Here is a 24195-nt window from a genome sequence, read left to right as displayed (position 1 = left end):
TGCCTATGAAAAAAATAATGATTGTAGTAAGTTTGGCAGTGATTTTGGGCACAGTCGGAACTATGGGATATCAGGGCTGGAAATTCTATGAACGTCAAAAACTGGAGGAGGAACGCCTGAAACGGATAGAGGAGCAGAAAGAGATACGTCAGACCGGTGATGAATCACGATTTTACGGAGAAGATGGAAAACTGCAGATACCAGTGGATTTTTCGGAGCTTCAAAAAGAAAACCAGGATATCTATGCCTGGCTGACAATTCCAGGGGTGGCGGATACACCGATTATTCAGGATTCTGAGGGGGAAGAGGATTTTGCCTTTACAGAGGAAATGAATAAAAAGGATTTCTCTGATCCTTTAACAGTTATTTATGGGGAGAATAAGGAGGACGGTTCTCTTTTTGGCAGTCTGTTCCAATACAGAGATAAGTTATTCATGGAAGAGCATCCGGTTATCTATATTTATACACCGGATCAGATTCTGATATATCATATTTTTGCAGCTTACCGGAATGATAACCGTCATCTTCTGAAGCGGTTTAATCAGGGGATATATGAAGGAAATATTCGTGCATTTATCAAGGATATTCTCAGTCAGAGGGCAATGGATGCTACAATAGAACAGGATGCGCCAATTGATACAAATGATTATTTTCTCACATTATCTACCCATGATCCGGCAGGAGAGGAATACCGTTATCTGGTACAGGCATATCTGGAAAAAAGCCTGTTCTGAAAAAACATTTTTATCATCAGGAAAATAATAAAATTATTTATTATTATATAACATTAAATGGAGGTAAGGAAATGAAATTTAAAAAAGCAGTAGCGGGAATGCTGGCAGTGACCAGTGCAGCAGCAATGAGCGTAAGTGTTATGGCAGCAGGAAGTGTTACAGATGCTGTTGACACAAATAATGTGACAGCTGAAACAACAACTCAGAATACAGAGTCTGAAAAAGAAACCGTTGGCGGTTTGGAAATGGAAGTAGAAACTGTTGGAGCAACACTTAGCAAAGACGTGGCAAATCTTTATGAGGAAGAAATTCAGAAGGTTGTAGATGCGCTGCAGGCGGCAGATGCTGATACAACAGTGAAAGATGCATTTCTGGCAATTTTTGGTGAAGAGGAAATGCCTGTGATTTCTTTCGTAAAAATGGATGGAACAGTTGCCGAGGATATTGATCTCAGTGAATATAAGTTTATTTCTCCTGTTATGGATCTGAAGCTGGAGAAAGAGCCTACAGAAGAAGAGCCAGTAGAGGTTACTTTTACAGCAAATAACATGACAGATAATATTCAGGTGGATGTACTTCATTACTGTGAGGAGCATAACTGGGAAGTTCTGGAAGGTGAGAAAGTAAGTGAAAACCAGGTAAAAGCTTCTTTCCATTCTGCATCCCCGATTGCTCTGATTTACAGAGAGCTTCCGGAAGAGGAAACAGAGGTTGCAACAGAAGAGGTTGCTCCGTAAATAATAGGAGGGAGATCCGGCGGCTTTGGGGCCGCCGGGGTTTATCCCATAGGAAATGGTTTTATTGCAGGAAATAAAGCAATTTCTTATGTGATAAAAATACAGATGAAGATATGGAGGAGAAAGAAAAGTTTTATGAAAAAGCATGTATTTATTATAGGAAGTAAAGGAATTCCGGCAGCGTATGGAGGATATGAAACCTTTGTGGACAAGCTGACTGAATACCGGCAGGACACAAATATTCAATATCATGTGTCCTGTGCAGTAGATGAGCTGAAAGAATCTTTTACATACAATCATGCGCACTGTTTTAATATCCGATGGAAAAAAATCGGGCCTGCAAGAGCAATTATTTATGACTGGGATGCGTTTCGTTACTGCCTGAAATATATAAAAAAGAATAAGATTCCAGATGCTGTTATTTATGTACTTGCATGTAGAATGGGACCTTTTTTCCACAGTTGCGTAAAAAAAGCCCATAAGCTTGGTGCAAAGGTTTATGTAAATCCGGATGGACATGAGTGGCTACGGGCAAAATGGAGTATGCCGGTGCGCAGATACTGGAAGGCATCTGAGAGAATGATGGTGAAGGATGCAGATATTCTGATTTGCGACAGCAAAAATATAGAAAAATATATTCAGGAAACTTATAAGGAATACCAGCCAAAAACGACCTTTATTGCATATGGAGCAGAAACATCAAAATCTGTACTGAAGGATGACGACAAGAAGCTTCTGGAATGGTATGAAGAAAAGGAATTAAAAGCAGGAGAATATTATCTGGTTGTAGGTCGTTTTGTGCCGGAAAACAATTATGAAACTATGATCAGGGAATTTATGCGGTCGAAGACAGAGAAGCGCTTTGCCCTGATCACCAATGTGACAGATAAATTTCTGAACGAACTGAAGCAAAAAACAGAGTTCGACAAGGATCCCCGAATTAAGTTTGTGGGAACAGTATATGACCAGGAACTCCTGAAGAAAATTCGAGAAAATGCTTATGGATATTTCCATGGACATGAAGTAGGTGGAACAAATCCAAGTCTTTTGGAGGCATTAGGAAGTACAGAACTGAATCTGCTTTTGGATGTAGGCTTTAACCGTGAGGTAGCAGAGGATGGCGCATTGTACTGGACGAAGGAAGAAGGAAATCTGGCGAAGCTGATTGAAGAGGCAGATGAGCTTGCGTCTGATGTGATTACCGCCCTTGGAGACAAGGCAAAAGAGCGGATCAGGGAGTGGTATAGCTGGGAGTATATCACGGCGGAGTATGAGAAAGTTTTAAGTAGATAAGGAAATGAACGATGAAGATATTGTTAGTTAATAAATTTCATTATTTAAATGGAGGATCAGAAACCTATTATTTTGCATTAGCTGAGTTATTAAAGGAACGAGGTCATGAAGTGATTTTTTTTTCAATGAAAGATGAAAGAAATATTTCCTGTAAGCAGGAGGCATACTTTGTTGAAAACGTTAATTATAATACCAAAATGAGTATACCCCAGATTTTGAAATCATCATTGAAATTATTGTATTCATTTGAAGCGAAAAGAAAGTTTGAAAAACTATTGACAGAGGAAAAACCAGATATTATTCATTTGAACATTTTTCAAAGCCAGCTCACAGGATCTATTGTAGATGTTGCTTGTAAAAAGAATATTCCAATGGTTTATACGGCTCATGATCTGAAAACAGTATGTCCCACATATTTAATGCTTAATCACGGGAAGACTTGTGAAAAATGTTTAAATGGAAAATACTTTCATTGCTTTTCAGAGAGTTGTATGAAAAACAGTAAAATGAAGAGTTTGCTGGCAAGCCTTGAGGCATATGTATATAAATATAGAAAAACTTATAAAAAACTGAACTATATAATAACGCCCTCTAAGTTCCATAAATCTAAGATTGAGGAAGCGGGAATAACTGAAGCACCGATAGAACATATATGTAATTTCTTACCTGTGAATACAAAATATTTACCAGTTGAAATGCCGGGACAGTATTTTTTGTATTTTGGCAGACTTAGTGTAGAGAAAGGGATTTTGACATTAGTTAAAGCATATGCAAAAGCTAACATTAACCGTCCTCTCTATATTGTGGGAAAAGGTCCTCTGGAAGCTGAACTGAAAGAGTTGGTTAGAAGATTAAACTTAGAAGCTAAGATTAAGTTATTAGGTTTTAAAAAAGGTGAAGAATTACAAAATATAATCAAGAAAAGTTATTGTGTATGCTTGACCAGTGAATGCTATGAGAATGCTCCGTATTCTGTTATGGAAGCAATGGCAGCAGGAAAAGCTGTTATTGTAAACAATATAGGAGGTGTTCCGGAGTTAGTTGTTGATGGAAAGACCGGATATATTGCAGAGCCATTTTCAGTAGACGATTTAGCGGAAAAAATCAAGAAAATGGATAGCAATTCTATAGAAAATGTATATGAAATGGGAAAATGCGCACAACAAATCGCAAAAGAAAAATTCTCATCAGTAGAATATATAAATAAACTAGAGAAAATATATATCGATTTATGTAATGATAAGTAGTATTTCAGGAGGTCGGAAAATTGCAATTAGCAATCCCTAAAATACCCAGAAAACATATGTTGTTTTCTATAATGTACTTTTGTACAATGTTAATTCTTTTGCTGGATCAATTGGATACTGCTCCAGGAACTGTATATTTAAGAAAAATAAAATATGTTTATATTGGTGTGATGTTTTTAGACTGGATTAAACGTCGCATAGAAAGTCGTGAGAAAAAAAATAAAATATGTAGTTCTAATATAGTATTTTTTCTTTTGATAGTTCATACAGTATTGTTTGGCTATATTTTTACAAAGGATAATTTACTTGACCTTATTTATCCAAATGCTCGCGAGGAATTGATATTTTTAATATTTGTTTTTCTGACTTTATCATATGTTCGAGACCATGATTGTATTTTATTGTTTGTGGGACTTACATATGGAGCTGTAACCTGTCAACTAGGATGGGCAGCAATAACTCATCTCAACAATTTTGTAAATCCTCTTGCTTTTTTACGAGTGTTTTCCAGTTCTGGAAGATATAGAGCATCATTTGGATTCATACATTATGGTTATACGGGTAATTTTTGTTTGCTAGGTTTGATAACTTCGCTGTGTATATTTGATAATTGGAGAATACATGGATTAATAAATAAAAAAAGAACTTTAATTAAAGAAATGTGTATTGTTGACTTTTTTATAATTTGTATGATGCTGTCTTCAGCTGCGAGAAGCGCAATTCTTTCTTTTATGATGTTATTAATTGTATATATTACAATATGGGGGTTGAGTGGAGAACATCTGATAAAATATAAAAGACAAATTTGGATAGTTGGAGTAGGAGTAGCATTACTTTTTTTAGTTATTGGTGTATATGGAGGCGTCTTTAGTTATATATGGGAAGGCTCAAATCGTGATTTAAACGTAGAAATAAACTATCCAGCATTTCAGAAAGTCGGGAATTTGTGGACTGGTATGGGATATGTTGATAATAGTAGATTTGCACACTATGATGAAACTTTTGGTGTTATGACATCATCTTTGGATATGTATTATTTATATATTTTCTTCACAACTGGTGTCATAGGTAGTATATTGATAGGAACAGCGATTGTTTACATGTTTTACAGAGTGATTCGTTACTATAAATGGATTAATCAGAGCATATTTGTTTTTTCTTTAACTGTGAGTTGGTTATTTTATGCTTATTGGCAGTGTTCACTGTTTAATTATCGTTTTTTATCGTCAATGGTATATATGATTATTATATTTTTTTATATTGATCAGTCGTCATATATAAGGTATAGAGTAAGAAATAAAAATGGAAGATCTTAGAGAGGAAATAATCAATATGTGTAAAGTGAGTGTAGTAATTCCAACGTATTCTAGAAATTCTACTTTGGATCGCGCGATTAAAAGTGTTTTGGATCAAACTTTTAAAGATTTTGAAATAATTGTGATTGATGATAATCCTGTCGATTCAAAATGGAGAAAATCCACAGAATTATTAATGCAAAAATATATTGACAATGAAAAAATTAGATATATCAAAAATGAAAAAAATATGGGTGGATCAGGGGCGCGTAACGTAGGTATAAAAGCATCAAAGGGTGAATATATTGCTTTTCTTGATGATGATGATGAGTACCTGCCTCAAAAAGTAGAAAAGCAGCTTGAAGTATTTGAAAGACAAGAAAATAAAAAGCTGGCATTGGTATATTCTTTTTGTGAATATATGTATAATGGAAAAGTAGTATACAATGATTGTAAAGCATATAGGGGGCAATGCTTATATGAATTAATGACAGAAAATTGTATTGCCGCGACTTCTCAATGGATGGTACGTAAAGCTTCAGTTTTAAATGCAGGGATGTTTCCCATAGTACCATCAAAACAAGATTCACAAATGATGCTGCGATTATTGACAAAAGGTTATGAAATAGACTATGTACCGGAAATTTTATCAAGATACTATTTAGATGATGATTTCGTGCATATCAGTACTCGAGGAATGAGTGGGGTTAATGGAGAACGTTTATATAGAGAAGAATGCAGAAAATATTATTATCTTTTAAAAAATATACAAATATTAGAAGTTGAATATAGCTTTGCGAAAAACTTATATGAAAAATATGATTATAAAAAAATGCGAGATGAAGCTACTGAAGAGTTACGGTTTATGCTAGATGTAAGGTTTTTTGTTACAGTAATTTATTTAACTAAATATAAATTAAAAAAGATGAAGAGAATCATTAGAAAGCACTATAAAGTAAGGAATAAGTAGGGTTAGGAGTCTATGATGGTAAATAAGTATACTGGATTAAAAATGCGTTTGATTAAAATGCGACTTATGTTAATGCGTAATGGTGATAAAAGGACCCGTTATTTGAAAAATAAAAATATTTTTTATGGATTTGGAGAAGACAGTTATTATTATTCCCGTAAAATACCAGAAGAGCCATATTTGGTAAGGATTCATAATAATGTTGTTATTGCAGCTAATGTAAATTTTATAACACATGATGTAATAAATACTGTGCTTAGGACTTCTAATAATGATTATAAAGAAACACTTGCACAATATCATATGGGTACAATCGAAATTTTTGATAATGTAGCAATAGGATCTGATGTTACGATTCTTTATAATACTAAAATTGGTCCAAATGCTATTGTAGCAGCTGGTAGCGTTATAACCAAAGATGTCCCTGAGGGAAGTATTGTAGGTGGAAATCCTGCAAGGGTCATTGGAAGTGTAGAAGAATTGGCTAATAAGAGAAAAAAATTTAGAGATGTGCCAACAGATATGAATACGATTGAAGAAATCGTGGATTATTACTGGGGAAAAGAGTTTTAGTAATTGAGATAGAATTAAAAGAGGTGGGATTATATGAAAATATTCAATATGCTGACATCAGGAGAAATTGGTGGAATAGAGGTATTGTGTAATAATATTGGAGTGGAGAGTGATTATGATAACCGTTTTTGTTTTATGACAAGTACAGGTCTAATATATGACAGGATGAAATCAAATCATTTAGATGTACAGGATTTGACTGAAGAAAAAAAAATATCACTAAAAAAATTGTTTAAATTGAGAGAATTAAGTAAAGATTATGATATTATTGTTACGCATCATTGCGAAATTTATCTGCAATTATATTATGTTCTTCTCAAACTATGTTTACCGAAAAGAAAATATGTGATGACATTTCATTCATGCTATGAAGGAGATGATTTAGGGTTAGATAATCCGTTAAAAAGTTTTGTGCATCGTTTTTTATTATCAGCAGCTATTCGTATGTCTGATAAAATAGTTTATGTCTCTAATGCAGGAAAAAATAGCTGGGAGAAACGATTTAAGTTTGCATGTGGAAAAGGAACTGTAATTTACAATGGTATAGATAAAAATAAGATTGAAAAGGGTAAGAAGTACCATTTACCAGCGATGAAAAATGATCATATTAATATTTTATATGTGGGAAGACTGACAAAAGTTAAAGGCGTGCATAATTTAATAAAAGCACTTGCCAAGTTAAAAGATCAGTATTCTTTTTCTTTAAACATTGTAGGCGATGGAGTAGAAAGAGATTATCTTGAAAAACTGGTTCGGCAGTTACAAATTGAGGATAGAATTGTGTTTCATGGACAGGTGAGTGATGCAGCGTCATATTTTGAAAAGGCACATATTTTTGTTTATCCATCTATCTGGGAAGAAGTTTTTGGGATATCTATTGTAGAAGCAATGGCATATGGTTTAATTGTAATTGCAGGAAGAGTAGGAGGCATTCCAGAAATTGTAAATGAGGGAGTAAATGGATATTTATTTGAAAAAGACTCAAGCAGTGATTTGGAGAGAGTTTTAAATATAGTGATACGGCAATGCTTGAATAAAACTAATCTGGAAATGAGTAGGGCTGCAAAGAAAACAGCAGAGCAATTTTCGGTTAAAACAACAATTTCTCAGTTAGAAGAATTATATACAAATCTATTAAGAAAGTAAGGAAGGTATTCACAATGGTAATATGTGCAAGTGCTTTTGCTTTGCTTTTGCTAGTAGGGATTAAGATTGCGCCTCGGGGAACATCATACTCTATTGATAAATGGATTGATCGAGAAGAGTCAGTATCATTAAGAGGAGCGGCAGCTCTTTATATAGTCATTTTTCATTTGTCAGGTATGTGGAGTTATTTGAATTCAGAGTATAGTGCGGGAATAATAGATCAGATTTGGCATGGATATTTGGCGGTGGGACTTTTCTTCTTTTTGTCAGGATATGGTATAAGTGTATCTCTACAAAATAAACCTCAATATTTAAATGGATTTATAAAACATAGAATTGGAGGATTATTGATCCCGTATATAATATGTAATACTATTTATTTTGGGTTTGAGTATATAGCGGATAGAAGTATAAAAATATCAGATGTGTTTTATTCATTTGTAAAAGGTACACCGTTTGCCTTATATACATGGTTTATTGAAAGTATAATAATATTTTATCTTATATTTTATTTTTCCTTTATTATTTTTAAAGATAAGAAAAAAGCTATATGTACGATATTCTTTGGTCAATTTATGTATATGTCCATACTATATTTGCTGGGATGGAACGAACATTGGTGGTTAGGATGTTTGTGCTTTTCGTTAGGCGTAGTTGTTGGTAATTTTAAAGAAAAGGTATATAATTTTATTATTAAACATAATTCTTATTATGGAATTATAATAGTTGGCATAGTAGCAATCTTAGCAATCCGGTATAATAAAATTTTATTTGGTCAATCAGCGGTCTTTTTTGTATGTTTTTGGGTATTTTTATATACAAAAGTACATTTTCAAAATAGAGTTTTACACTCTTTAGGAAAGATTTCTTTGGAAATTTATCTATATCATGGCCTTGTGTTAAAGGTTGCAAAAGCTGTGTTCTTGAAGGTTGGAATTACGAATATTTATATGTATACATTAGCTAGTTTCATGGTTTTAATTCCATTTGCTTGGATTATGAATAAAATGGATTTTCAAGTTACAAAAAGGATAATAAGAAAATAATCTGTTTAATGAGGAAGGATAGTTATGGATGTATCTAGAATAAAAAAAAGAATGATAGAAGAATTGCGAGCAACAAAAGAGATAATATCAGATACTTCAATATCTGATGGATTAATAACATTATTTGCAAAAGCTGAAATACAGTATTTGGCACGTACGGGAAAAAATGTTACAGAAAGACAAAAAAAACATTTATTAAGAAAACATCGGATTATGCTACAGTATTTTGAGAAACAGTTTGGAAATTATTTTAAAAATTATAATTATGCTCAAAAGTCTATATCTGATGGCGGCAGACAAAATCGGATTTGGATATGCTGGTGGCAGGGAATAGATGAAGCTCCGTCAATTGTAAAAGTGTGTGTTGAATCAATTAGAAAATATTCAAGGAATTGTGAAGTGATAATTATTACTGAAGAAAATTATCAAGAGTATGTTACTTTTCCGAATTGGATAGAGCAAAAATATAAAAGAGGAATTATTTCCAGAACTCATTATTCCGATTTACTCAGGTTATCATTATTAGCAGAATATGGAGGATTATGGTTGGATGCTACCTTTTTTTGCGCTGGTGATTTTATTGAAGATGTATTTTCTTATCCATTATATTCAATTAAAAGACCTGGATATAGTTGCTTATCAGTAGCAAATGGTAATTTTGCCAATTATGCGTTGGCATGTAATAATGCTAGTAGGAGATGTTTCGCAATAATTCGAGATTTTTGCATGGAGTATTGGAAACAAAAGGATTATTTAATAGATTACCTTGTTACTGATTATATGATTGTCATAGCGCAATTCTATGATACAGATATCAGAGAAAAATTTGAACAAATACCAGTGAATAATCCAGAATGTGATGAATTATTTAAAGTTTTAGGCGAACCATATGATGAACAGATTTGGAAAAAAATAAAAAGTAAAACTAGATTGTTTAAATTAAGCTGGAAACAATCATTTCCGGAGCAGAAGAACGGACAGCCTACTTTTTATGCAAAACTTTTAGAGGGAGAACTATAAAATTTGGAATGTTCTTTGGAAGTCAAAGGATTTAGATTACATATATCTCTATATCGAATGCTTGGATTCTGAAAAATTAAAGGGAGGGATTAATATATGCTCTATTTAGTGGAGGGATATTTGGGAACAGGATCTTCGGCCATAGTTGAAATATTAGAAGGATATGTAAATTGTACAACAGCAAAAATGAGAAATCAGGAACAGCTATTATTGTATACACCTCATGGTTTATTTGATTTAGAAGAGAAACTGTTGAATAACAATACAATACATAATTCAGATGTTGCTATAGATGAGTTTTATTTAGAAATGAAACGGTTGAATGATAATGACTTTAACTGGTTTGGAGGATATAAGAAACGGTATGGTCAACAATTTATGGACTTAGTAGATGAGTTTCTTGAAGGAATAGTTGATTTTAAACTTCGTGGATGTTGGTCGTGCGATTGCGTAGAAAATAGAAGAACGTTAAAAGGATGTATTAAAGAACTTGTGGGAATGCGTAAGCATAACGATCTTCGGGAGTTTGGAAAACAAATTATATTAAAACAAGATAATGTGATAAAGTATTCTTTTATATCTCGGGATGAGTTTTACAATAAGGCTAAGAAGTTTGTAAAAGGTTATTGTGAGATGGTGCGACAAGGAGATGAGAGAGATCTTATAATCAATCAATTTATGTTGCCCCATAATATTCATCGCGCTGTTAATTATTTTGAAGAGGATTATAGAATCATAGTTTGTAGCAGAGATGCTAGGGATATGTTTGTGTTGTCGAAATATATTTGGCCTCAATTTGATGCAACTACACAATATTTTCCGGAGGGGGTTTCTGATTTTTGTAAATTTTATAGGGGGTTGCGTAACATAGAACAGAAATACGATAATCCTAAAGTTATGCAAGTTAATTTTGAAGATTTTATTTATAAAAATAAAGATACTATAATAGAATTGGAAAAATTTTTGGGGCTTTGTCATGATAAATTTGATAAATTAAAAACTATGTTTGATCCTCAAAAATCAATTAATAACACTCAAAATTTTAGAATTAAAGAGGAATGGATGTTGGAAACAGAAGTAATAAAAAATGAATTGCCTGATTTAATATATGAGTTTCCATATACCTTTAAACCAGATACAAAACAAATTTTTGATAGATAAAAGGTGTTTGAATGAGAGAAAAGAATAGAAGTGAATATTTCATAAAAAATTCTGTTATGGGAGTTACCACACAGGTTATACAAACTATTCTCCCATTTATATCAAGGACGATTTTCATTAATGCTTTAGGTGCAACATATCTTGGAATAAATGGACTATTTTCTAATATATTATCTATGCTATCCCTTGCTGAATTAGGCATAGGTAATGTTGTTATATATTCTTTGTATAAGCCAGTAGCAGAAAATAATATTTCTGAAATACGTGCCTTAACTCGATTCTATAAAAAAGTATATAATTATATAGCACTCTTTGTAATGCTTATAGGAATGTTATTATTACCTTTTTTAGACGTTATAGTTAATACTCCTGAAGATATTCCCTATCTGAAGGTTTATTATATGCTTTATGTGCTTAATTCAGCCGTATCCTATTTATATGTATATAAATCATCACTGATTCGGGCTAATCAGCAATTATATCTTATTTCTTTTTATACAACAATTTCAATGATTGCTATGAATATAACACAAATAGTTTTATTATTGATAAAACCTGATTTTATGTTATATTTAGTGGTTCAAATTATATATACATTTTTGCTGAATTATTGTTTGTCACGTAAGGCAGATAAGATATTTGAGATAAATTGGAAGGAGAAAGTTGCTGAAACTCTGACATCTACAGAAAAAAGAAAAATATTTAATGATGTAAAATCAATGATGTCTTATAGAATTGGTTCTGTATTTTTGAATTCAACAGATAATTTATTGATATCGTATTTAATTAATACAGTTACAGTTGGGATTTACTCAAATTATTTAGTAATTAAATATGCGATAACAAAATTTTTGGATATATTATATAATTCGTTTACTACAGGAGTCGGAAATTTAAATGCAACAGCCACAGAAGAAAAAATAAAAGAATTTTTTGACGTTTTGAGATTAATATTTAATAGTGTGGCTGTTGTTTTGACAGTAGGAATTTTGATGGTTATAGATGATGTGATCATACTTTGGCTAGGAAGAGATTTTGTGATTGATTCTTTGTCGGTATTTGCTTTGGCTTTAGATTTCTTTTTGCCGATTGTATTGTATCCAATTTGGATATATAGAAATACGAGTGGTATATTTAAAGAAACACAGAACATCCTATTTTATACAGGAATAATCAATCTTGTACTTTCGTTTTTCATGGGGAAACTCATAGGATTGCCGGGAATATTATTAGCAACATCAATAGCTCGTATAGTGTCTTCTTTTTGGTATGAGCCATTTGTATTATATAAGAAGAAATTTATAAATGAAAAAGTACAAGAGTATTTTATTGATGTTTTAGTATGTATAGTATTTATTGCCGTATCATGTGGATTGGTGACAATAATTATGAGTTGCTTTCATTTTAATTTAGTAATTGAAATTTTAGTAGAAGGCACATTCAGTGTTTTGATTAGTAGTACCTTATTACTTGCGTACTATTGCAGGAGACAAGCATTTAAATACTTATTGTGTAAAATATTTCATAAATGATAGGGGAGAGTTGTCTGGCATGGATGCAAAAGAATTAGAAAAATTACATATGCTACAATTGAAAATAGTCAGAGAAATTAAAAGGATATGTATAGAATATAATATAAAATTTTTTTTGGACTGGGGTTCTATGCTTGGAGCTGTTAGACATCAGGGATTTATTCCCTGGGATGATGACATGGATATCGGAATGTTGGCATCAGATTATAAAAAATTTTTGGAAGTTGCTCCCCAAGCATTGGGAAAAGAGTTTTTTATTGATTATTACCCTCAAAACCCACAATGTGGTATTGTGTATGCGAAAGTGTGTTTAAAGAATACTATTTATATGGAAGGTCTTAGTGCGAACGATATGGAAAATGCAATTTTTGTTGACATTTTTCCATATTTTTTCCGTGCAGAAGGTATTAGAGCCAGAAAAATAGAAGATGTAAAATTAATTGTATTATCTCAGATTTTTATGGCGCAGTCAGGTATGAAGGTGTGGATATATAGTCATGGCTTATCCAAAATTAAATTTATACCTATTAGGATGTGCAGTAAGCTTTTTGATAAAAAAACTATTTATAAAAAAATACAAAAAATATATACAAAACATAAAGAAGGTAGTTATCTTGGAGTTTTGGGGGGAACAGCTTGTGAATACGCATATTCTTACCCGTATGATTGTTTTGACGAGATTATTGAGGTGATGTTTGGCGATGATTATTTCCCAATACCTAAAAGGTATGATGAAATTTTAAAGATAAATTATGGGAATTATATGGCACTTCCTCCCGAAAATAAACGAACGATGCATGATATTTTTAAATTAGATTTTGGACCTTACAATGATTAATTAGATACAGTTATATTTAGAGAGATTGAGAAATTGGATTTGTCTTAAATACCGTTATAGATTATTTAATGCAATGAAGTATATATAAAGGGAATGAGAAAAGAATGAGGGAAATAGAGAAAGATGTATTTGGGAATTCAACACAGGAATTATATATGAAGCCGAAGCATAGTAATGACTTTACTGAAGATAATAAACCACAAAATGCAATTATTTTGGCTGCAGGATTTGGGATGCGAATGGTTCCCATTAATATGGAAGTGCCGAAAGGATTATTGGAGGTTCATGGGGAATTATTGATAGAAAGGCTTATTCGGCAGCTTCATGAAGTAGGTGTTCGTAAAATCTATATTGTAGTTGGTTTTATGAAAGAACAATATGAATATCTTATGGATAAGTATGGAGTGGAGTTAGTTGTAAACTCTGAATATGCAGAAAAGAACAATCTTTATTCATTAAAACTTGTAGAAGAAAATTTGTCTAATACATACATTCTTCCATGTGATATCTGGTGTGCGTTTAATCCATTTAGCAGTAAGGAGCTCTTCTCTTGGTATATGGTAAGTGATTTAGTTGAGGATGAAAGTTCTGTACGTATTAACCGGAAGGAAGAATTGGTTACTATAGCCGATGGGGCAGGAAATGCTATGGTAGGAATATGTTATTTGGATAAAAAAGACGCATTAACAGTGCAATCTAGAATAAATGTAATGTGCGAGAATCCGCGATATAACAGTGCTTTTTGGGAAGAGGCGTTATATTTAGAGGATAAATTGATTGTAAAGGCCAGATTAGTGCATTTTACAGATGTTTTTGAGATAAATACTTATGAACAGCTTAGAGAATTAGATGCTCAATCCAATCATTTGAATTCTGATGCTATTACAGCAATTGAGGAAGTATTTCGAGTAAATAAAGCAGATATTGTTGATATAACAGTGTTAAAAAAAGGCATGACTAATCGTTCCTTTTTATTTTCGATAGGAGACCAACGTTATATTATGCGTATTCCTGGAGAGGGGACGGATAATTTAATTAATAGAGTCCAGGAAGCAGAGGTATATACGGTTATATCTGGCAGAAATATATGCGATGATGTTGCTTATATTAATCCGCAAAACGGATACAAAATTACAAAATATCTGGAAGGAGCCAGAGTTTGTGATCCATTGAATGCCGATGATGTGAAAAAATGTATGGATAAGCTTCGGGATTTTCACAGAATGCAGATCAAAGTAGATCACGAGTTTGATGTTTTCGGTCAGCTTGAGTTTTATGAACAGCTTTGGAAAGGAGCTGCTTCTGTATATAGGGATTATACAGAAACAAAGAAACATATCTTGGAACTTAAGAAGTATATTCATGCATATGCTAAGCAGAAGGTGCTGTGTCACATTGATGCTGTGCCAGACAATTTCTTGTTTTTTACAGACACAGATGGAAAAGAGGAAATACGTTTAATTGATTGGGAATATGCAGGAATGCAGGACCCACATATTGATATTGCAATGTTCAGTATTTATGCTTTGTATAATAAAGAGCAGATTGATAATCTGATCGATATTTATTTTGAGGGTAAATGCGACAGAAAGATGCGAATAAAGATTTATTGCTATGTTGCGGTATGCGGACTTTTGTGGAGCAATTGGTGTGAGTATAAAAGAAGCCTAGGAGTTGAATTTGGGGAGTATTCTCTTAGACAGTATCGCTATGCCAAGGATTATTATCGGATTGTTCAGGAGGAACTGTGTAAGGACGGTATAAGTATATAGGAATACGAATAAATGAAGAAAAATCATAAAAAAGTAATACAATACCTGTTAGGCGTTTTGCTGGGAATTGCTGTTATCAGTTTTGCATTTTGGGCATATAAAGTGTATTTTGTTTCGGGTCATAAAAAGAGTATTGCATTCAATAAAACAGAATACGCGGTGGGGGAACCGGTGTATATTACGGCTACTGGAACCGGGAGTGATTGGATTGGTATTTATAAGGAAAGTGATAATCCTAGAAAGGTAAATCCGATATATTGGTATTATGTGGATGATGATACACATGATTCAGGTGAACCTTATGATATTAAAGAGCAGAAATCAAACAAAAGTAGGAAAGAAGCATTTTATTTACCGGAAGGAACTTATAAAGCTTTTTTGTTATACGAAAATGGATATTATGCTATTGATGAAGCTAAAATGGAAGTAAAAGGAGAGGGGCTACCTTCTGCACCAGTAAGCCTGGAATATTTCCAGGAGCAAGTACAATCTGGAATGGCAGATGGGAAGGTAAGAGTTGAATTTTCAGATCAGATGTCTGATATTACGAGAAACATTGTACTTTATTGGGCTGACGATAAAGGAAAACTTGAAGAGTATACTTCTCTTGCCAAATTCAAAGTGGAAGGTACTGTGACTTGGCATCAGATGTACCCACATACCATAATTCCGGCAGAAGCTACAAGACTTTTGGCATACGGAAACAATGAGTATGGAGATTCAAAAGAATTTGCGGAATACCGTCTTCGCCATAACAGCGGATATACTTTAGATGAGAAATCTATGAGGGGAAGTTTTAACGTAGTAAGTGATATACATATTAATGAGAATGGCGGTAGTCAGGAGGCTGCAAAGCATTTTGAAGGAGCATTGAAAGATATTGAAATGTTCAATAAAGATTCCTGGGGATTGTTTGTTGTAGGAGATATTGCAGATACAGGGAATGCCAATGAATATGATAAGATGTGGGACATTGCTAGATTGCATGGAGGGGGACTTCCAATTTATCTGGCAGTAGGAAATCATGACCTCGTGTTGGATGAGATGAAAGGGAAAACAGTTTTTATGGAAAATGCTGGAGTCTCAACAATTTATTATGAAAAAATAATTCAAGGATATCATTTCTTGTGTATGGGAAGTGAGAAGGCGGGAAATCAGGCATATTTTTCAGAACAGCAGTTAAAATGGTTAGAAGATACATTAAATTCTTGTAGAGAAGAAAATTCTAAGAAACCGGTGTTTCTTTTTGTGCATCAACCTCTCGGTAATACTGTGGCAGGGAGCCTTCCCGGGCAGGGCTGGGATGGGGTTTCAGACGAGAACGACTGTGCAGAGAAGTTTAGAAGTATTTTAAAGTCCAATCCACAGATTATAATGTTTAATGGTCACACACACTGGGATATGAATTCAGAGAAAACATTACATTATAAAACTGAAGAATTGCCATTTGTTTTAAATACTGCTTCTGTGGCATATTTGTGGAGCAGCTATGATATTCCTGAAGGTGAATTTCTGGAAGGAAGCCAGGGATATTTTGTAAGAATTTATGAGGATAAAGTTATTGTGCTTGGGCGTGATTTTTTGGTGAATAAATTTATCCCGTCAGCAATGTTTGTGTGCGATTTTAAAGAGTAGGAGAGAGAAATGAAACAGGTAGAGAGAGCAATCATTATGGCAGCAGGAATTGGAAAAAGGATGCAGCCAGTTACATTGGAAACCCCAAAACCATTGGTTAAAGTAAATGGTGTTCGTATGATTGACACAGTGATCCAGGGGCTTCAGGCTAATGGGATTAACGAGATTTATGTGGTTGTGGGATATTTAAAAGAGCAATTCCAATGTCTGACGGAAGAATATCCGGGTTTGCAATTGATAGAGAATCCGTATTATGATGTTTGTAATAATATCAGTTCTTTATATGTGGCAAGAGATTATGCAAAAAACGCAGTGATCCTTGACGGTGATCAAATTATTTATAATAAAAGTATTTTGGATCCGTCTTTCGAATTGTCAGGATATAATGCAGTTTGGACGGAATCACATACAGATGAGTGGCTGATGTCAGAAGAAAACGGTGTTGTTACAAGCTGCAGCCGAACAGGTGGGAGCCGGGGCTGGCAGCTCTATAGTATTTCAAGATGGAGTTATGAAGATGGGATAAAGCTGAAACGACATTTGGAAATAGAATTTGAGGAGAAACAGAATCGCCAGATTTATTGGGATGATGTAGCTATGTTTTGCTATCCCCAAGAGTATAGATTGGGCATATATGAAATGCAGAAGGGCGATATTTTAGAAATTGATAATCTTGATGAACTGATAGCTTTAGATAAAGAATATCAAAAATATCAAAATAAGGGGAGGTAAGGAGTGTGACAAAGGAAAAGAAGATTGATTGGATAATTACATTACTTCCGTTGGGAATTGTCGCTGCATTAAGCATTGTATTCTTTTTTTTACCGGAACAGTCAAATGAAGTGTTAAGTAGCATAAGATTTGTTCTGGGGGATACTTTTGGAACATATTATCTGGTGATAGGATTAGGAGTGTTCTTGGTATCAGTTTTTATTGCCGGATCACGGTATGGTGATATTGTACTTGGAAATCAGAATGAGAAGCCCAAATATTCCTTTTTTGCATGGGGATCTATGATGTTTACAGCAGGCCTTGCAGCGGATATTTTGTTTTATTCTTTTTCGGAATGGATATTATATGCAACAGATCCTCATATTGCTGAAATGGGAAGTATTCAGGATTGGGCCAGTGTATATCCTATATTTCATTGGAGCCTTATTCCCTGGGGATTTTACTTGGTTTTGGCTGTGGCATTTGGCTTTATGCTTCATGTGCGTAAACGTGAGAGACAGAGGTATTCGGAATCCTGCAGAGCGATTTTAGGAAAACACACAGATGGATTTTTGGGGAGAATCATTGATCTTCTGGCAGTTTTTGCGTTGCTTGCTGGTACAGCAACCACTTTCAGTTTAGCAACACCTTTGATGGCCAGTGTAATTAATGAACTGTTTCATGTTGAGCTTAACCGTACCTTGGTTGTAATTGTTATATTAATTATAACTTGTATTATTTATACATATTCGTTACTTCATGGTTTTAAAGGAATCAGCATTCTTGCAAAGGCGTGTATATATTTGTTTTTTGGATTATTAGCATTTGTATTGTTGTTTGGGGGAGAAGCCAGATATATTATCGAAACAGGCTTTTCTGCGTTAGGAAGAATGCTGCAAAATTTCTTTGAACTGGCAACTTTTACAGATCCACAGAGAACAACTTCTTTTCCACAGAATTGGACAATTTTTTACTGGGCATATTGGATGGTCTGGTGTGTGGCAGCGCCATTCTTTATAGGAAGTATTTCCAGGGGAAGAACCATACGTCAGACTATTTTAGGTGGATATGTTTTTGGAGTTGGTTCTACACTTGTGAGCTTTATTATTCTTGGAAATTATTCATTGGGAAAACAAATGTCTGGACAGGCAGATTTCCTTGCTTTATATGAAAAAACAGGAGATCTTTATGAAGTAATTATTTCTATTATCAAAACCTTACCATGTGCACCATTTGTTTTACTGCTCTTATTAATAACAATGATTGCTTTTTATGCAACATCTTTTGATTCCATTGCATTAATTGGAGCATGTTATAGCTATCATAGATTAGGAGAGAATGAAACGCCTCATAAATTTGTAAAGTTACTGTGGTGTATATTATTAATTTTTTTGCCGATTGCTCTTGTTTTTTCTGAGAGTTCTATGAACAATCTACAGTCAGTGAGTATTATAGCAGCGTTTCCTATAGGGACGGTTATTGTTTTGATAACAATTAGTTTCTTAAAAGATGCTTCCGCATTTTTAAGAGAGCAGAAGAAAGGAAATCAGCAGAGACATTAATATATTATCTGGTAGCTGAAAAAAATTATGACACAGATGAGAAAAACACAAAATAGGGTTATATTAATTCTATTGGGAGTCATCATATTAGTTTTTTTGCTGGTTATTGGAATTGGAATATTTTCTGTGAGATATGTTCTTGTTTCTAAAAGCGTAGAACAAAACACAGAAAATGATATTTCAATAACTGCAGATGATGGAATAAAACTAGTAGCCTCTGAATGCATTGCTTCAGAAGCTACTCATCAATGGGCTATTCTTGTTCATTCTTATCGTACATCCCGTTCCTTTATGAAACCATATGCCAGGAAATATCAAGATAAAGGATATAACACTCTTTCACCAGATAACCGCGCCCATGGGGCGAGTGGCGGAAAATATATTGGTATGGGATACTTGGATCAGTATGATATTCTGCGATGGATTGATTATATTTTGGAAAAGGATCCGGAAGCGGAGATTGTTCTTCATGGAGTATCCATGGGAGGTGCTGCGCTGATGATGCTGTCCGGGCAGGAAAATCTTCCGGAAAATGTTAAAGCGATTGTTGAGGATTGTGGGTATACTTCGGCAAAAGACTATCTGACATGGAAACTGAAACAGAGATTTGGATTGCCGTCTTTTCCGGTCATTCCAATTGCGAACATAGCATTTAAAGCTGCTGCGGATTATTATATGGAAGACGCATCGGCTCTTGAAGGCGTAAAAAATAGCAATACACCTATATTGTTCATCCATGGAACAGAGGATACTACAGTTCCGGTTGAGGATGTATATCGGCTTTATGAAGCAGCAGCATGTCCAAAAGATCTTTATATTGTAGAAGGCGCTGGACATGGTGAGGCTTTATGGATGGATGAGAGTGAATACTGGAAGCGGGTATTTGTGTTTATAGGAGAACAGTAGGATAAATGACTTTTGTCAAAAATTTGTCAATAATTATATATCAGGTCTTAGCCCTGGCTTTGATATATTCATTTTTATTTACGACAGTTGAATTATTAAAAGGGGAATCAAGCTGGAAGCAGATAGTGAAACATTGGTTGAGAGAGTTTCAAAAGAACGGTGTTTTTCGTTGTCGTTTTTTCCTGACGGTTAGTGCCTTTGGCATTTTGGGAATCACACTCCTTACTCGAAGAATTTGGTATACTCCATGGAGTAATGTGGTTGGGAATTTTGCACTGATAGCTCCTAATGGAAAGCTGGATGAGGATATTTGTAATAATATTCTTCTATTTATTCCTTTTGGAGATTTCTTATTTGCCAGCGGTATAAAGAAAGTCGACAAATTTGTACGTCAGGAATAGAAACTGCGACTATGGCGAGTATTGATGTACACGTCTATGGTTTCTGCAGGTTTTTCCTTGGGGATAGAGCTGTGCCAGAGTCTGTTCTGGTTGGGGACGTTTCAGTTGGCAGATATCTTTTATAATGCTATTGGGGGATTGATGGGAGGAGTTCTGTATTATATTGGAAGGCAACTAAGAAATAAAGGGTTGAAAAGATTATGAGTATCTGCTGATGAAACTGACTTAGGTGGTTTATCGGTAAAAGAGATTCTGAAGTTAATATTTTTGTGCGGAAGAACCTATTTAAATGGAATATCCACAAAAGCAAGAAATGAGCAAAAATATTGTACGGAGGCGATATAATGTCTACAAAAGATGATAAATTCTTCTTTGGAACGGATAAGGAAAATATGAACGTTGAGGAATATATAAAGCGGATTAATAATATTACAGAGTATTATTATGAAAGTTGTGAAAAATACAAGAAGAAATTTTATTATTGCTGTTTTATAAGAATGCTCGCTTCTGCTTTGATTCCTGTAATTTCCTTAGCTTCACAAATTAATTGGAGTACAGTAGTAGTGTCTGTATTAGCTGGAGTAATAACAATAACAGAAGGCTATGTAAATGTGAGTAGAGCATATGAAAAATGGACAAAGTATAGAGAAACATGTAATGCTTTATGGATTGAACAAAGATATTTTGCTATGAAGGTTGGCATATATGCTGACGAAACTAATAGGATAGAGAAATTTGTTGAGCGATGTGAAGGGTTTATGGTGGAAGAGACTAGTGAATGGAAAAAATATATTGAGAGGGCAAAAGAAATGAGGTAATTATTTGTTTTTGGATTTGAAACTAGTGTTCCGATTTTTTGTATGGCATTTATTGGAGCAACAGAATATGCTCTGAAACGGAAGGAGATTAAGGACAATGCGTTATTTGCTCTTACTGGAGAGATAGGGTATTATTTTCATCCGGAAGATTTCTTTCTTGGGTTATTCGGAATAAAAACAGTAACCATGCTGGAAGTGATGATTATAGTAATAGTATTTGTTTTATTATTTGTATGGCGGAGAAGATTTGTGGATTTACAAGGGATAGATTTAAGTGCTTTAATAATTGATGACATAGATAAGTGATATAAGCATGAGCATAAATACTAGATAATTAATAACATAGAAAAAGTACTCTAATTTTCACAAGAAGTGGAAAGATATTAAGGAGGAGAGATTCATGAAAGGAATTATTTTAGCCGGGGGATCCGGCACAAGGCTTTACCCGTTAACTATGGTAACATCCAAACAGCTGTTGCCGATTTATGACAAACCTATGATTTATTATCCGTTGTCAGTGCTTATGAATGCAGGAATCAGAGAAATTCTAATTATTTCTACGCCTGCGGACACGCCAAGGTTCCAGGAGCTTCTCGGCGATGGACATCAGTTTGGTGTGCAGCTGACTTATGCCGTTCAGCTGTCGCCGGACGGACTTGCTCAGGCCTTTATTATTGGAGCTGATTTTATCGGGAACGATACAGTTGCTATGGTGCTTGGCGATAATATTTTTGCAGGCCATGGACTGAAAAAACGCCTTAAGGCAGCATCTGAAAATGCTGAAAATGGAAAGGGTGCTACTGTATTTGGCTATTATGTAGATGATCCTCAACGCTTTGGTATTGTTGAGTTCGATAATGAAGGCAAAGCTATAAGCATTGAAGAAAAGCCGGAGCAGCCAAAGAGTAATTATTGTGTGACAGGTCTGTATTTCTATGATAATCGTGTTGTAGAGTATGCCAGAAATCTGAAGCCATCTGCCCGTGGAGAACTGGAAATTACAGATTTGAACCGGATTTATCTGGAAGCCGGAAATCTGAATGTAGAACTTTTGGGTCAAGGATTTACCTGGCTTGATACAGGAACACATGAGAGTCTGGTGGATGCTACAAATTTTGTAAAAACAATGGAAACTCATCAGCACAGAAAGATTGCATGTCTGGAGGAAATTGCTTATCTGAATGGATGGATCAGCAAGGAGGACGTGCTCAAGGTATATGAAGTGCTGAAGAAAAATCAGTACGGACAGTATCTGAAGGACGTGCTGGACGGAAAATATATGGATATTCTGCAGTGATATAGGAGGAAGAGAGAAGATGAATATTTTTGTTACCGGCGGAGCCGGATTTATTGGAAGCAACTTTATTTTTTATATGTTGGACAAGCATCCGGAATACCGAATTGTATGTATAGATAAGCTTACATATGCGGGGAATTTGTCTACATTAGCGCCTGTGATGGATAATCCGAATTTCCGTTTCTGTAAAGTGGATATTTGCGACAGAAAGGCAGTCTATGAGCTTTTTGAGGAGGAGCACCCGGATATTGTTGTAAATTTTGCAGCAGAAAGTCATGTGGACAGGAGTATAGAGAACCCGGAAGTATTTTTGGATACAAATATTAAGGGAACCGCAGTAATGATGGACGCCTGCCGTAAGTATGGAATCCAGAGATATCATCAGGTAAGTACTGATGAGGTTTATGGAGATCTTCCTCTGGACAGACCGGATCTGTTTTTTACAGAGGAGACACCGATTCATACCAGTTCTCCGTATTCCTCTTCTAAAGCAGCTGCGGATCTTCTTGTGCTTGCATATCACAGAACCTATGGGCTTCCTGTAACAATAAGCCGCTGCTCAAATAACTACGGTCCCTACCATTTTCCGGAAAAGCTGATTCCGTTGATGATTGCAAATGCTCTGGCAGACAAGCCTCTGCCGGTATACGGAGAAGGATTGAATGTTCGCGACTGGCTTTATGTGGAGGATCACTGTAAGGCTATTGATCTTATTATCCATAAGGGCAGAGTTGGAGAAGTCTATAATGTGGGCGGACATAATGAAAAAACGAATATTGAGATTGTAAAAATTATCTGCAAGGAACTTGGTAAGCCGGAAAGTTTGATCACTCATGTTGAGGATCGTAAAGGGCACGATATGCGTTATGCAATTGATCCGGAGAAAATTTCCAGTGAATTAGGATGGTATCCGGAAACCAGATTTGAGGACGGAATCAAAAAAACAATTAAATGGTATTTGGAGAACCGCCAGTGGTGGGAGACCATTATCAGCGGGGAATATCAGAAGTATTATGAAAAGATGTATGGAGATAGAGAACAGATAAATAAGAAATAGGATTGGCTAATAAAGACAGGGTTGTTGCTTAATGGACAGGAAATTGTTCTTGCAGTGACTCTGTTTTGTTAAAAGTTCCGGGGATTTAGGCTATATTAAATTTTTCTTGGTAGGCAGAAAATATTATGGTATAATCAAACGGCAGGAATTGGAGCGTAGCTGTAATAGAATGTAAGCGCTTAAATCTTGGGTAGCTTTACTGTCTACGTTTTTGAACTCATAATGATAGTAAATAGATTTTTACTACACTCCGCTTGATAGGAGATAGAAATTTACCACATTTGGAGGTTTCATTATGAGTAAGAAACGTGCTTCAGGGCGTTCCCTGGACGAATGGATGGAACTGGTAACCGAATGCAGACAAAGTGGCCTGACAGATGCTGCATGGTGTAATGAGCATGGGATATCTCCCAGCTGTTTTTACAATGCAGTTACCCGTCTCCG

25 protein-coding genes are annotated in these 24195 nt (G+C 34.5%); all 25 read left to right on the top strand.

What is annotated here, in order from left to right:
* Positions 1-5: 5 nt before the first annotated feature.
* Entirely contained in the window at positions 6-734 is a 729-nt protein-coding gene (locus NSA57_RS15735; protein ID WP_257465381.1) for a class B sortase, read from the top strand.
* Between the two features lie 71 nt (positions 735-805).
* Positions 806-1471 (top strand): hypothetical protein, encoded by a 666-nt coding sequence (locus tag NSA57_RS15730; protein ID WP_257465380.1) that lies wholly within the window; start codon positions 806-808, stop codon positions 1469-1471.
* 135 nt (positions 1472-1606) lie between these two features.
* Complete coding sequence (gene cps2T, locus NSA57_RS15725) at positions 1607-2764, top strand: beta 1-4 rhamnosyltransferase Cps2T (RefSeq protein WP_257465379.1); 1158 nt, start codon at positions 1607-1609, stop codon at positions 2762-2764.
* An 11-nt stretch (positions 2765-2775) separates the two neighbouring features.
* A complete protein-coding gene (locus NSA57_RS15720; protein WP_257465378.1) occupies positions 2776-4011 on the top strand; it encodes a glycosyltransferase family 4 protein in 1236 nt (411 codons plus the stop codon).
* A 20-nt stretch (positions 4012-4031) separates the two neighbouring features.
* Positions 4032-5327, top strand: a complete 1296-nt coding sequence (locus NSA57_RS15715) for an O-antigen ligase family protein (protein WP_257465377.1) — start codon at positions 4032-4034, stop codon at positions 5325-5327.
* The gene (locus tag NSA57_RS15710; protein WP_257465376.1) at positions 5314-6276 is read left to right on the top strand and encodes a glycosyltransferase family 2 protein; all 963 of its coding nucleotides are present in this window, start codon (positions 5314-5316) and stop codon (positions 6274-6276) included. The genes NSA57_RS15715 and NSA57_RS15710 overlap by 14 nt, the downstream gene beginning before the upstream one ends.
* A gap of 12 nt (positions 6277-6288) precedes the next feature.
* On the top strand, positions 6289-6849 hold the full coding sequence (locus NSA57_RS19540; protein WP_306814127.1) for an acyltransferase: 561 nt from the start codon (positions 6289-6291) through the stop codon (positions 6847-6849).
* Between the two features lie 33 nt (positions 6850-6882).
* Positions 6883-7995 carry a glycosyltransferase family 4 protein gene (locus NSA57_RS15700; protein ID WP_257465375.1) on the top strand — a complete coding sequence of 371 codons (1113 nt, stop codon included), beginning with the start codon at positions 6883-6885 and terminating at the stop codon, positions 7993-7995.
* A gap of 14 nt (positions 7996-8009) precedes the next feature.
* The gene (locus NSA57_RS15695) at positions 8010-9041 is read left to right on the top strand and encodes an acyltransferase family protein (RefSeq protein WP_257465374.1); all 1032 of its coding nucleotides are present in this window, start codon (positions 8010-8012) and stop codon (positions 9039-9041) included.
* Between the two features lie 24 nt (positions 9042-9065).
* Positions 9066-10061 (top strand): capsular polysaccharide synthesis protein, encoded by a 996-nt coding sequence (locus NSA57_RS15690; protein ID WP_257465373.1) that lies wholly within the window; start codon positions 9066-9068, stop codon positions 10059-10061.
* 96 nt (positions 10062-10157) lie between these two features.
* A complete protein-coding gene (locus NSA57_RS15685; protein ID WP_257465372.1) occupies positions 10158-11222 on the top strand; it encodes a hypothetical protein in 1065 nt (354 codons plus the stop codon).
* A gap of 11 nt (positions 11223-11233) precedes the next feature.
* Positions 11234-12754 (top strand): lipopolysaccharide biosynthesis protein, encoded by a 1521-nt coding sequence (locus tag NSA57_RS15680; protein WP_257465371.1) that lies wholly within the window; start codon positions 11234-11236, stop codon positions 12752-12754.
* Between the two features lie 19 nt (positions 12755-12773).
* A complete protein-coding gene (locus NSA57_RS15675) occupies positions 12774-13592 on the top strand; it encodes a LicD family protein (RefSeq protein WP_257465370.1) in 819 nt (272 codons plus the stop codon).
* Between the two features lie 104 nt (positions 13593-13696).
* The gene (locus NSA57_RS15670; protein ID WP_306814126.1) at positions 13697-15364 is read left to right on the top strand and encodes a phosphotransferase; all 1668 of its coding nucleotides are present in this window, start codon (positions 13697-13699) and stop codon (positions 15362-15364) included.
* Positions 15365-15376: 12 nt separating this feature from the next.
* Positions 15377-16999 (top strand): metallophosphoesterase family protein, encoded by a 1623-nt coding sequence (locus NSA57_RS15665; protein WP_257465369.1) that lies wholly within the window; start codon positions 15377-15379, stop codon positions 16997-16999.
* 9 nt (positions 17000-17008) lie between these two features.
* Complete coding sequence (locus tag NSA57_RS15660; RefSeq protein ID WP_257465368.1) at positions 17009-17731, top strand: NTP transferase domain-containing protein; 723 nt, start codon at positions 17009-17011, stop codon at positions 17729-17731.
* 5 nt (positions 17732-17736) lie between these two features.
* A complete protein-coding gene (locus tag NSA57_RS15655) occupies positions 17737-19272 on the top strand; it encodes a BCCT family transporter (RefSeq protein WP_257465367.1) in 1536 nt (511 codons plus the stop codon).
* 126 nt (positions 19273-19398) lie between these two features.
* On the top strand, positions 19399-20178 hold the full coding sequence (locus tag NSA57_RS15650; protein WP_257465366.1) for an alpha/beta hydrolase: 780 nt from the start codon (positions 19399-19401) through the stop codon (positions 20176-20178).
* A 5-nt stretch (positions 20179-20183) separates the two neighbouring features.
* Entirely contained in the window at positions 20184-20579 is a 396-nt protein-coding gene (locus tag NSA57_RS15645) for a hypothetical protein (protein WP_257465365.1), read from the top strand.
* A 24-nt stretch (positions 20580-20603) separates the two neighbouring features.
* The gene (locus NSA57_RS19985) at positions 20604-20783 is read left to right on the top strand and encodes a VanZ family protein (RefSeq protein WP_354184328.1); all 180 of its coding nucleotides are present in this window, start codon (positions 20604-20606) and stop codon (positions 20781-20783) included.
* Positions 20784-20923: 140 nt separating this feature from the next.
* Positions 20924-21397, top strand: a complete 474-nt coding sequence (locus NSA57_RS15640; protein WP_257465364.1) for a DUF4231 domain-containing protein — start codon at positions 20924-20926, stop codon at positions 21395-21397.
* A 42-nt stretch (positions 21398-21439) separates the two neighbouring features.
* Positions 21440-21703: a hypothetical protein gene (locus tag NSA57_RS15635; protein ID WP_257465363.1), complete on the top strand. Its 264-nt coding sequence runs from the start codon at positions 21440-21442 to the stop codon at positions 21701-21703.
* A gap of 94 nt (positions 21704-21797) precedes the next feature.
* The gene (rfbA, locus tag NSA57_RS15630; RefSeq protein WP_257465362.1) at positions 21798-22694 is read left to right on the top strand and encodes a glucose-1-phosphate thymidylyltransferase RfbA; all 897 of its coding nucleotides are present in this window, start codon (positions 21798-21800) and stop codon (positions 22692-22694) included.
* A 19-nt stretch (positions 22695-22713) separates the two neighbouring features.
* Positions 22714-23751, top strand: a complete 1038-nt coding sequence (gene rfbB / locus NSA57_RS15625; protein WP_257465361.1) for a dTDP-glucose 4,6-dehydratase — start codon at positions 22714-22716, stop codon at positions 23749-23751.
* Positions 23752-24046: 295 nt separating this feature from the next.
* Positions 24047-24195, top strand: a 149-nt coding sequence (gene tnpA / locus NSA57_RS19820) for an IS66 family insertion sequence element accessory protein TnpA (RefSeq protein ID WP_408611661.1), incomplete at its 3' end; no start/stop codon positions are given.

It is taken from the genome of Blautia caecimuris (genome assembly GCF_024622975.1).
GTDB lineage: Bacteria > Bacillota > Clostridia > Lachnospirales > Lachnospiraceae > Blautia_A > Blautia_A caecimuris.
The sequence above is the reverse complement of the archived record's forward strand: the minus strand, read 5'-3'. Positions and strand labels throughout refer to the sequence as shown.

Excerpts from the sequence above, each read along its gene's own strand:
- NSA57_RS19985 (WP_354184328.1), top strand. The coding sequence starts at position 20,604 with ATGTACACGTCTATGGTTTCTGCAGGTTTTTCCTTGGGGATAGAGCTG.
- NSA57_RS15645 (WP_257465365.1), top strand. The coding sequence starts at position 20,184 with ATGACTTTTGTCAAAAATTTGTCAATAATTATATATCAGGTCTTAGCC.
- NSA57_RS15735 (WP_257465381.1), top strand. The coding sequence starts at position 6 with ATGAAAAAAATAATGATTGTAGTAAGTTTGGCAGTGATTTTGGGCACA.
- NSA57_RS15730 (WP_257465380.1), top strand. The coding sequence starts at position 806 with ATGAAATTTAAAAAAGCAGTAGCGGGAATGCTGGCAGTGACCAGTGCA.
- NSA57_RS19540 (WP_306814127.1), top strand. The coding sequence starts at position 6,289 with ATGATGGTAAATAAGTATACTGGATTAAAAATGCGTTTGATTAAAATG.
- rfbB (WP_257465361.1), top strand. The coding sequence starts at position 22,714 with ATGAATATTTTTGTTACCGGCGGAGCCGGATTTATTGGAAGCAACTTT.
- cps2T (WP_257465379.1), top strand. The coding sequence starts at position 1,607 with ATGAAAAAGCATGTATTTATTATAGGAAGTAAAGGAATTCCGGCAGCG.
- NSA57_RS15670 (WP_306814126.1), top strand. The coding sequence starts at position 13,697 with ATGAGGGAAATAGAGAAAGATGTATTTGGGAATTCAACACAGGAATTA.
- NSA57_RS15685 (WP_257465372.1), top strand. The coding sequence starts at position 10,158 with ATGCTCTATTTAGTGGAGGGATATTTGGGAACAGGATCTTCGGCCATA.
- NSA57_RS15690 (WP_257465373.1), top strand. The coding sequence starts at position 9,066 with ATGGATGTATCTAGAATAAAAAAAAGAATGATAGAAGAATTGCGAGCA.
- NSA57_RS15660 (WP_257465368.1), top strand. The coding sequence starts at position 17,009 with ATGAAACAGGTAGAGAGAGCAATCATTATGGCAGCAGGAATTGGAAAA.
- NSA57_RS15635 (WP_257465363.1), top strand. The coding sequence starts at position 21,440 with ATGGCATTTATTGGAGCAACAGAATATGCTCTGAAACGGAAGGAGATT.
- rfbA (WP_257465362.1), top strand. The coding sequence starts at position 21,798 with ATGAAAGGAATTATTTTAGCCGGGGGATCCGGCACAAGGCTTTACCCG.
- NSA57_RS15700 (WP_257465375.1), top strand. The coding sequence starts at position 6,883 with ATGAAAATATTCAATATGCTGACATCAGGAGAAATTGGTGGAATAGAG.
- NSA57_RS15720 (WP_257465378.1), top strand. The coding sequence starts at position 2,776 with ATGAAGATATTGTTAGTTAATAAATTTCATTATTTAAATGGAGGATCA.
- NSA57_RS15710 (WP_257465376.1), top strand. The coding sequence starts at position 5,314 with ATGGAAGATCTTAGAGAGGAAATAATCAATATGTGTAAAGTGAGTGTA.
- NSA57_RS15665 (WP_257465369.1), top strand. The coding sequence starts at position 15,377 with ATGAAGAAAAATCATAAAAAAGTAATACAATACCTGTTAGGCGTTTTG.
- NSA57_RS15640 (WP_257465364.1), top strand. The coding sequence starts at position 20,924 with ATGTCTACAAAAGATGATAAATTCTTCTTTGGAACGGATAAGGAAAAT.
- NSA57_RS15695 (WP_257465374.1), top strand. The coding sequence starts at position 8,010 with ATGGTAATATGTGCAAGTGCTTTTGCTTTGCTTTTGCTAGTAGGGATT.
- NSA57_RS15680 (WP_257465371.1), top strand. The coding sequence starts at position 11,234 with ATGAGAGAAAAGAATAGAAGTGAATATTTCATAAAAAATTCTGTTATG.
- NSA57_RS15675 (WP_257465370.1), top strand. The coding sequence starts at position 12,774 with ATGGATGCAAAAGAATTAGAAAAATTACATATGCTACAATTGAAAATA.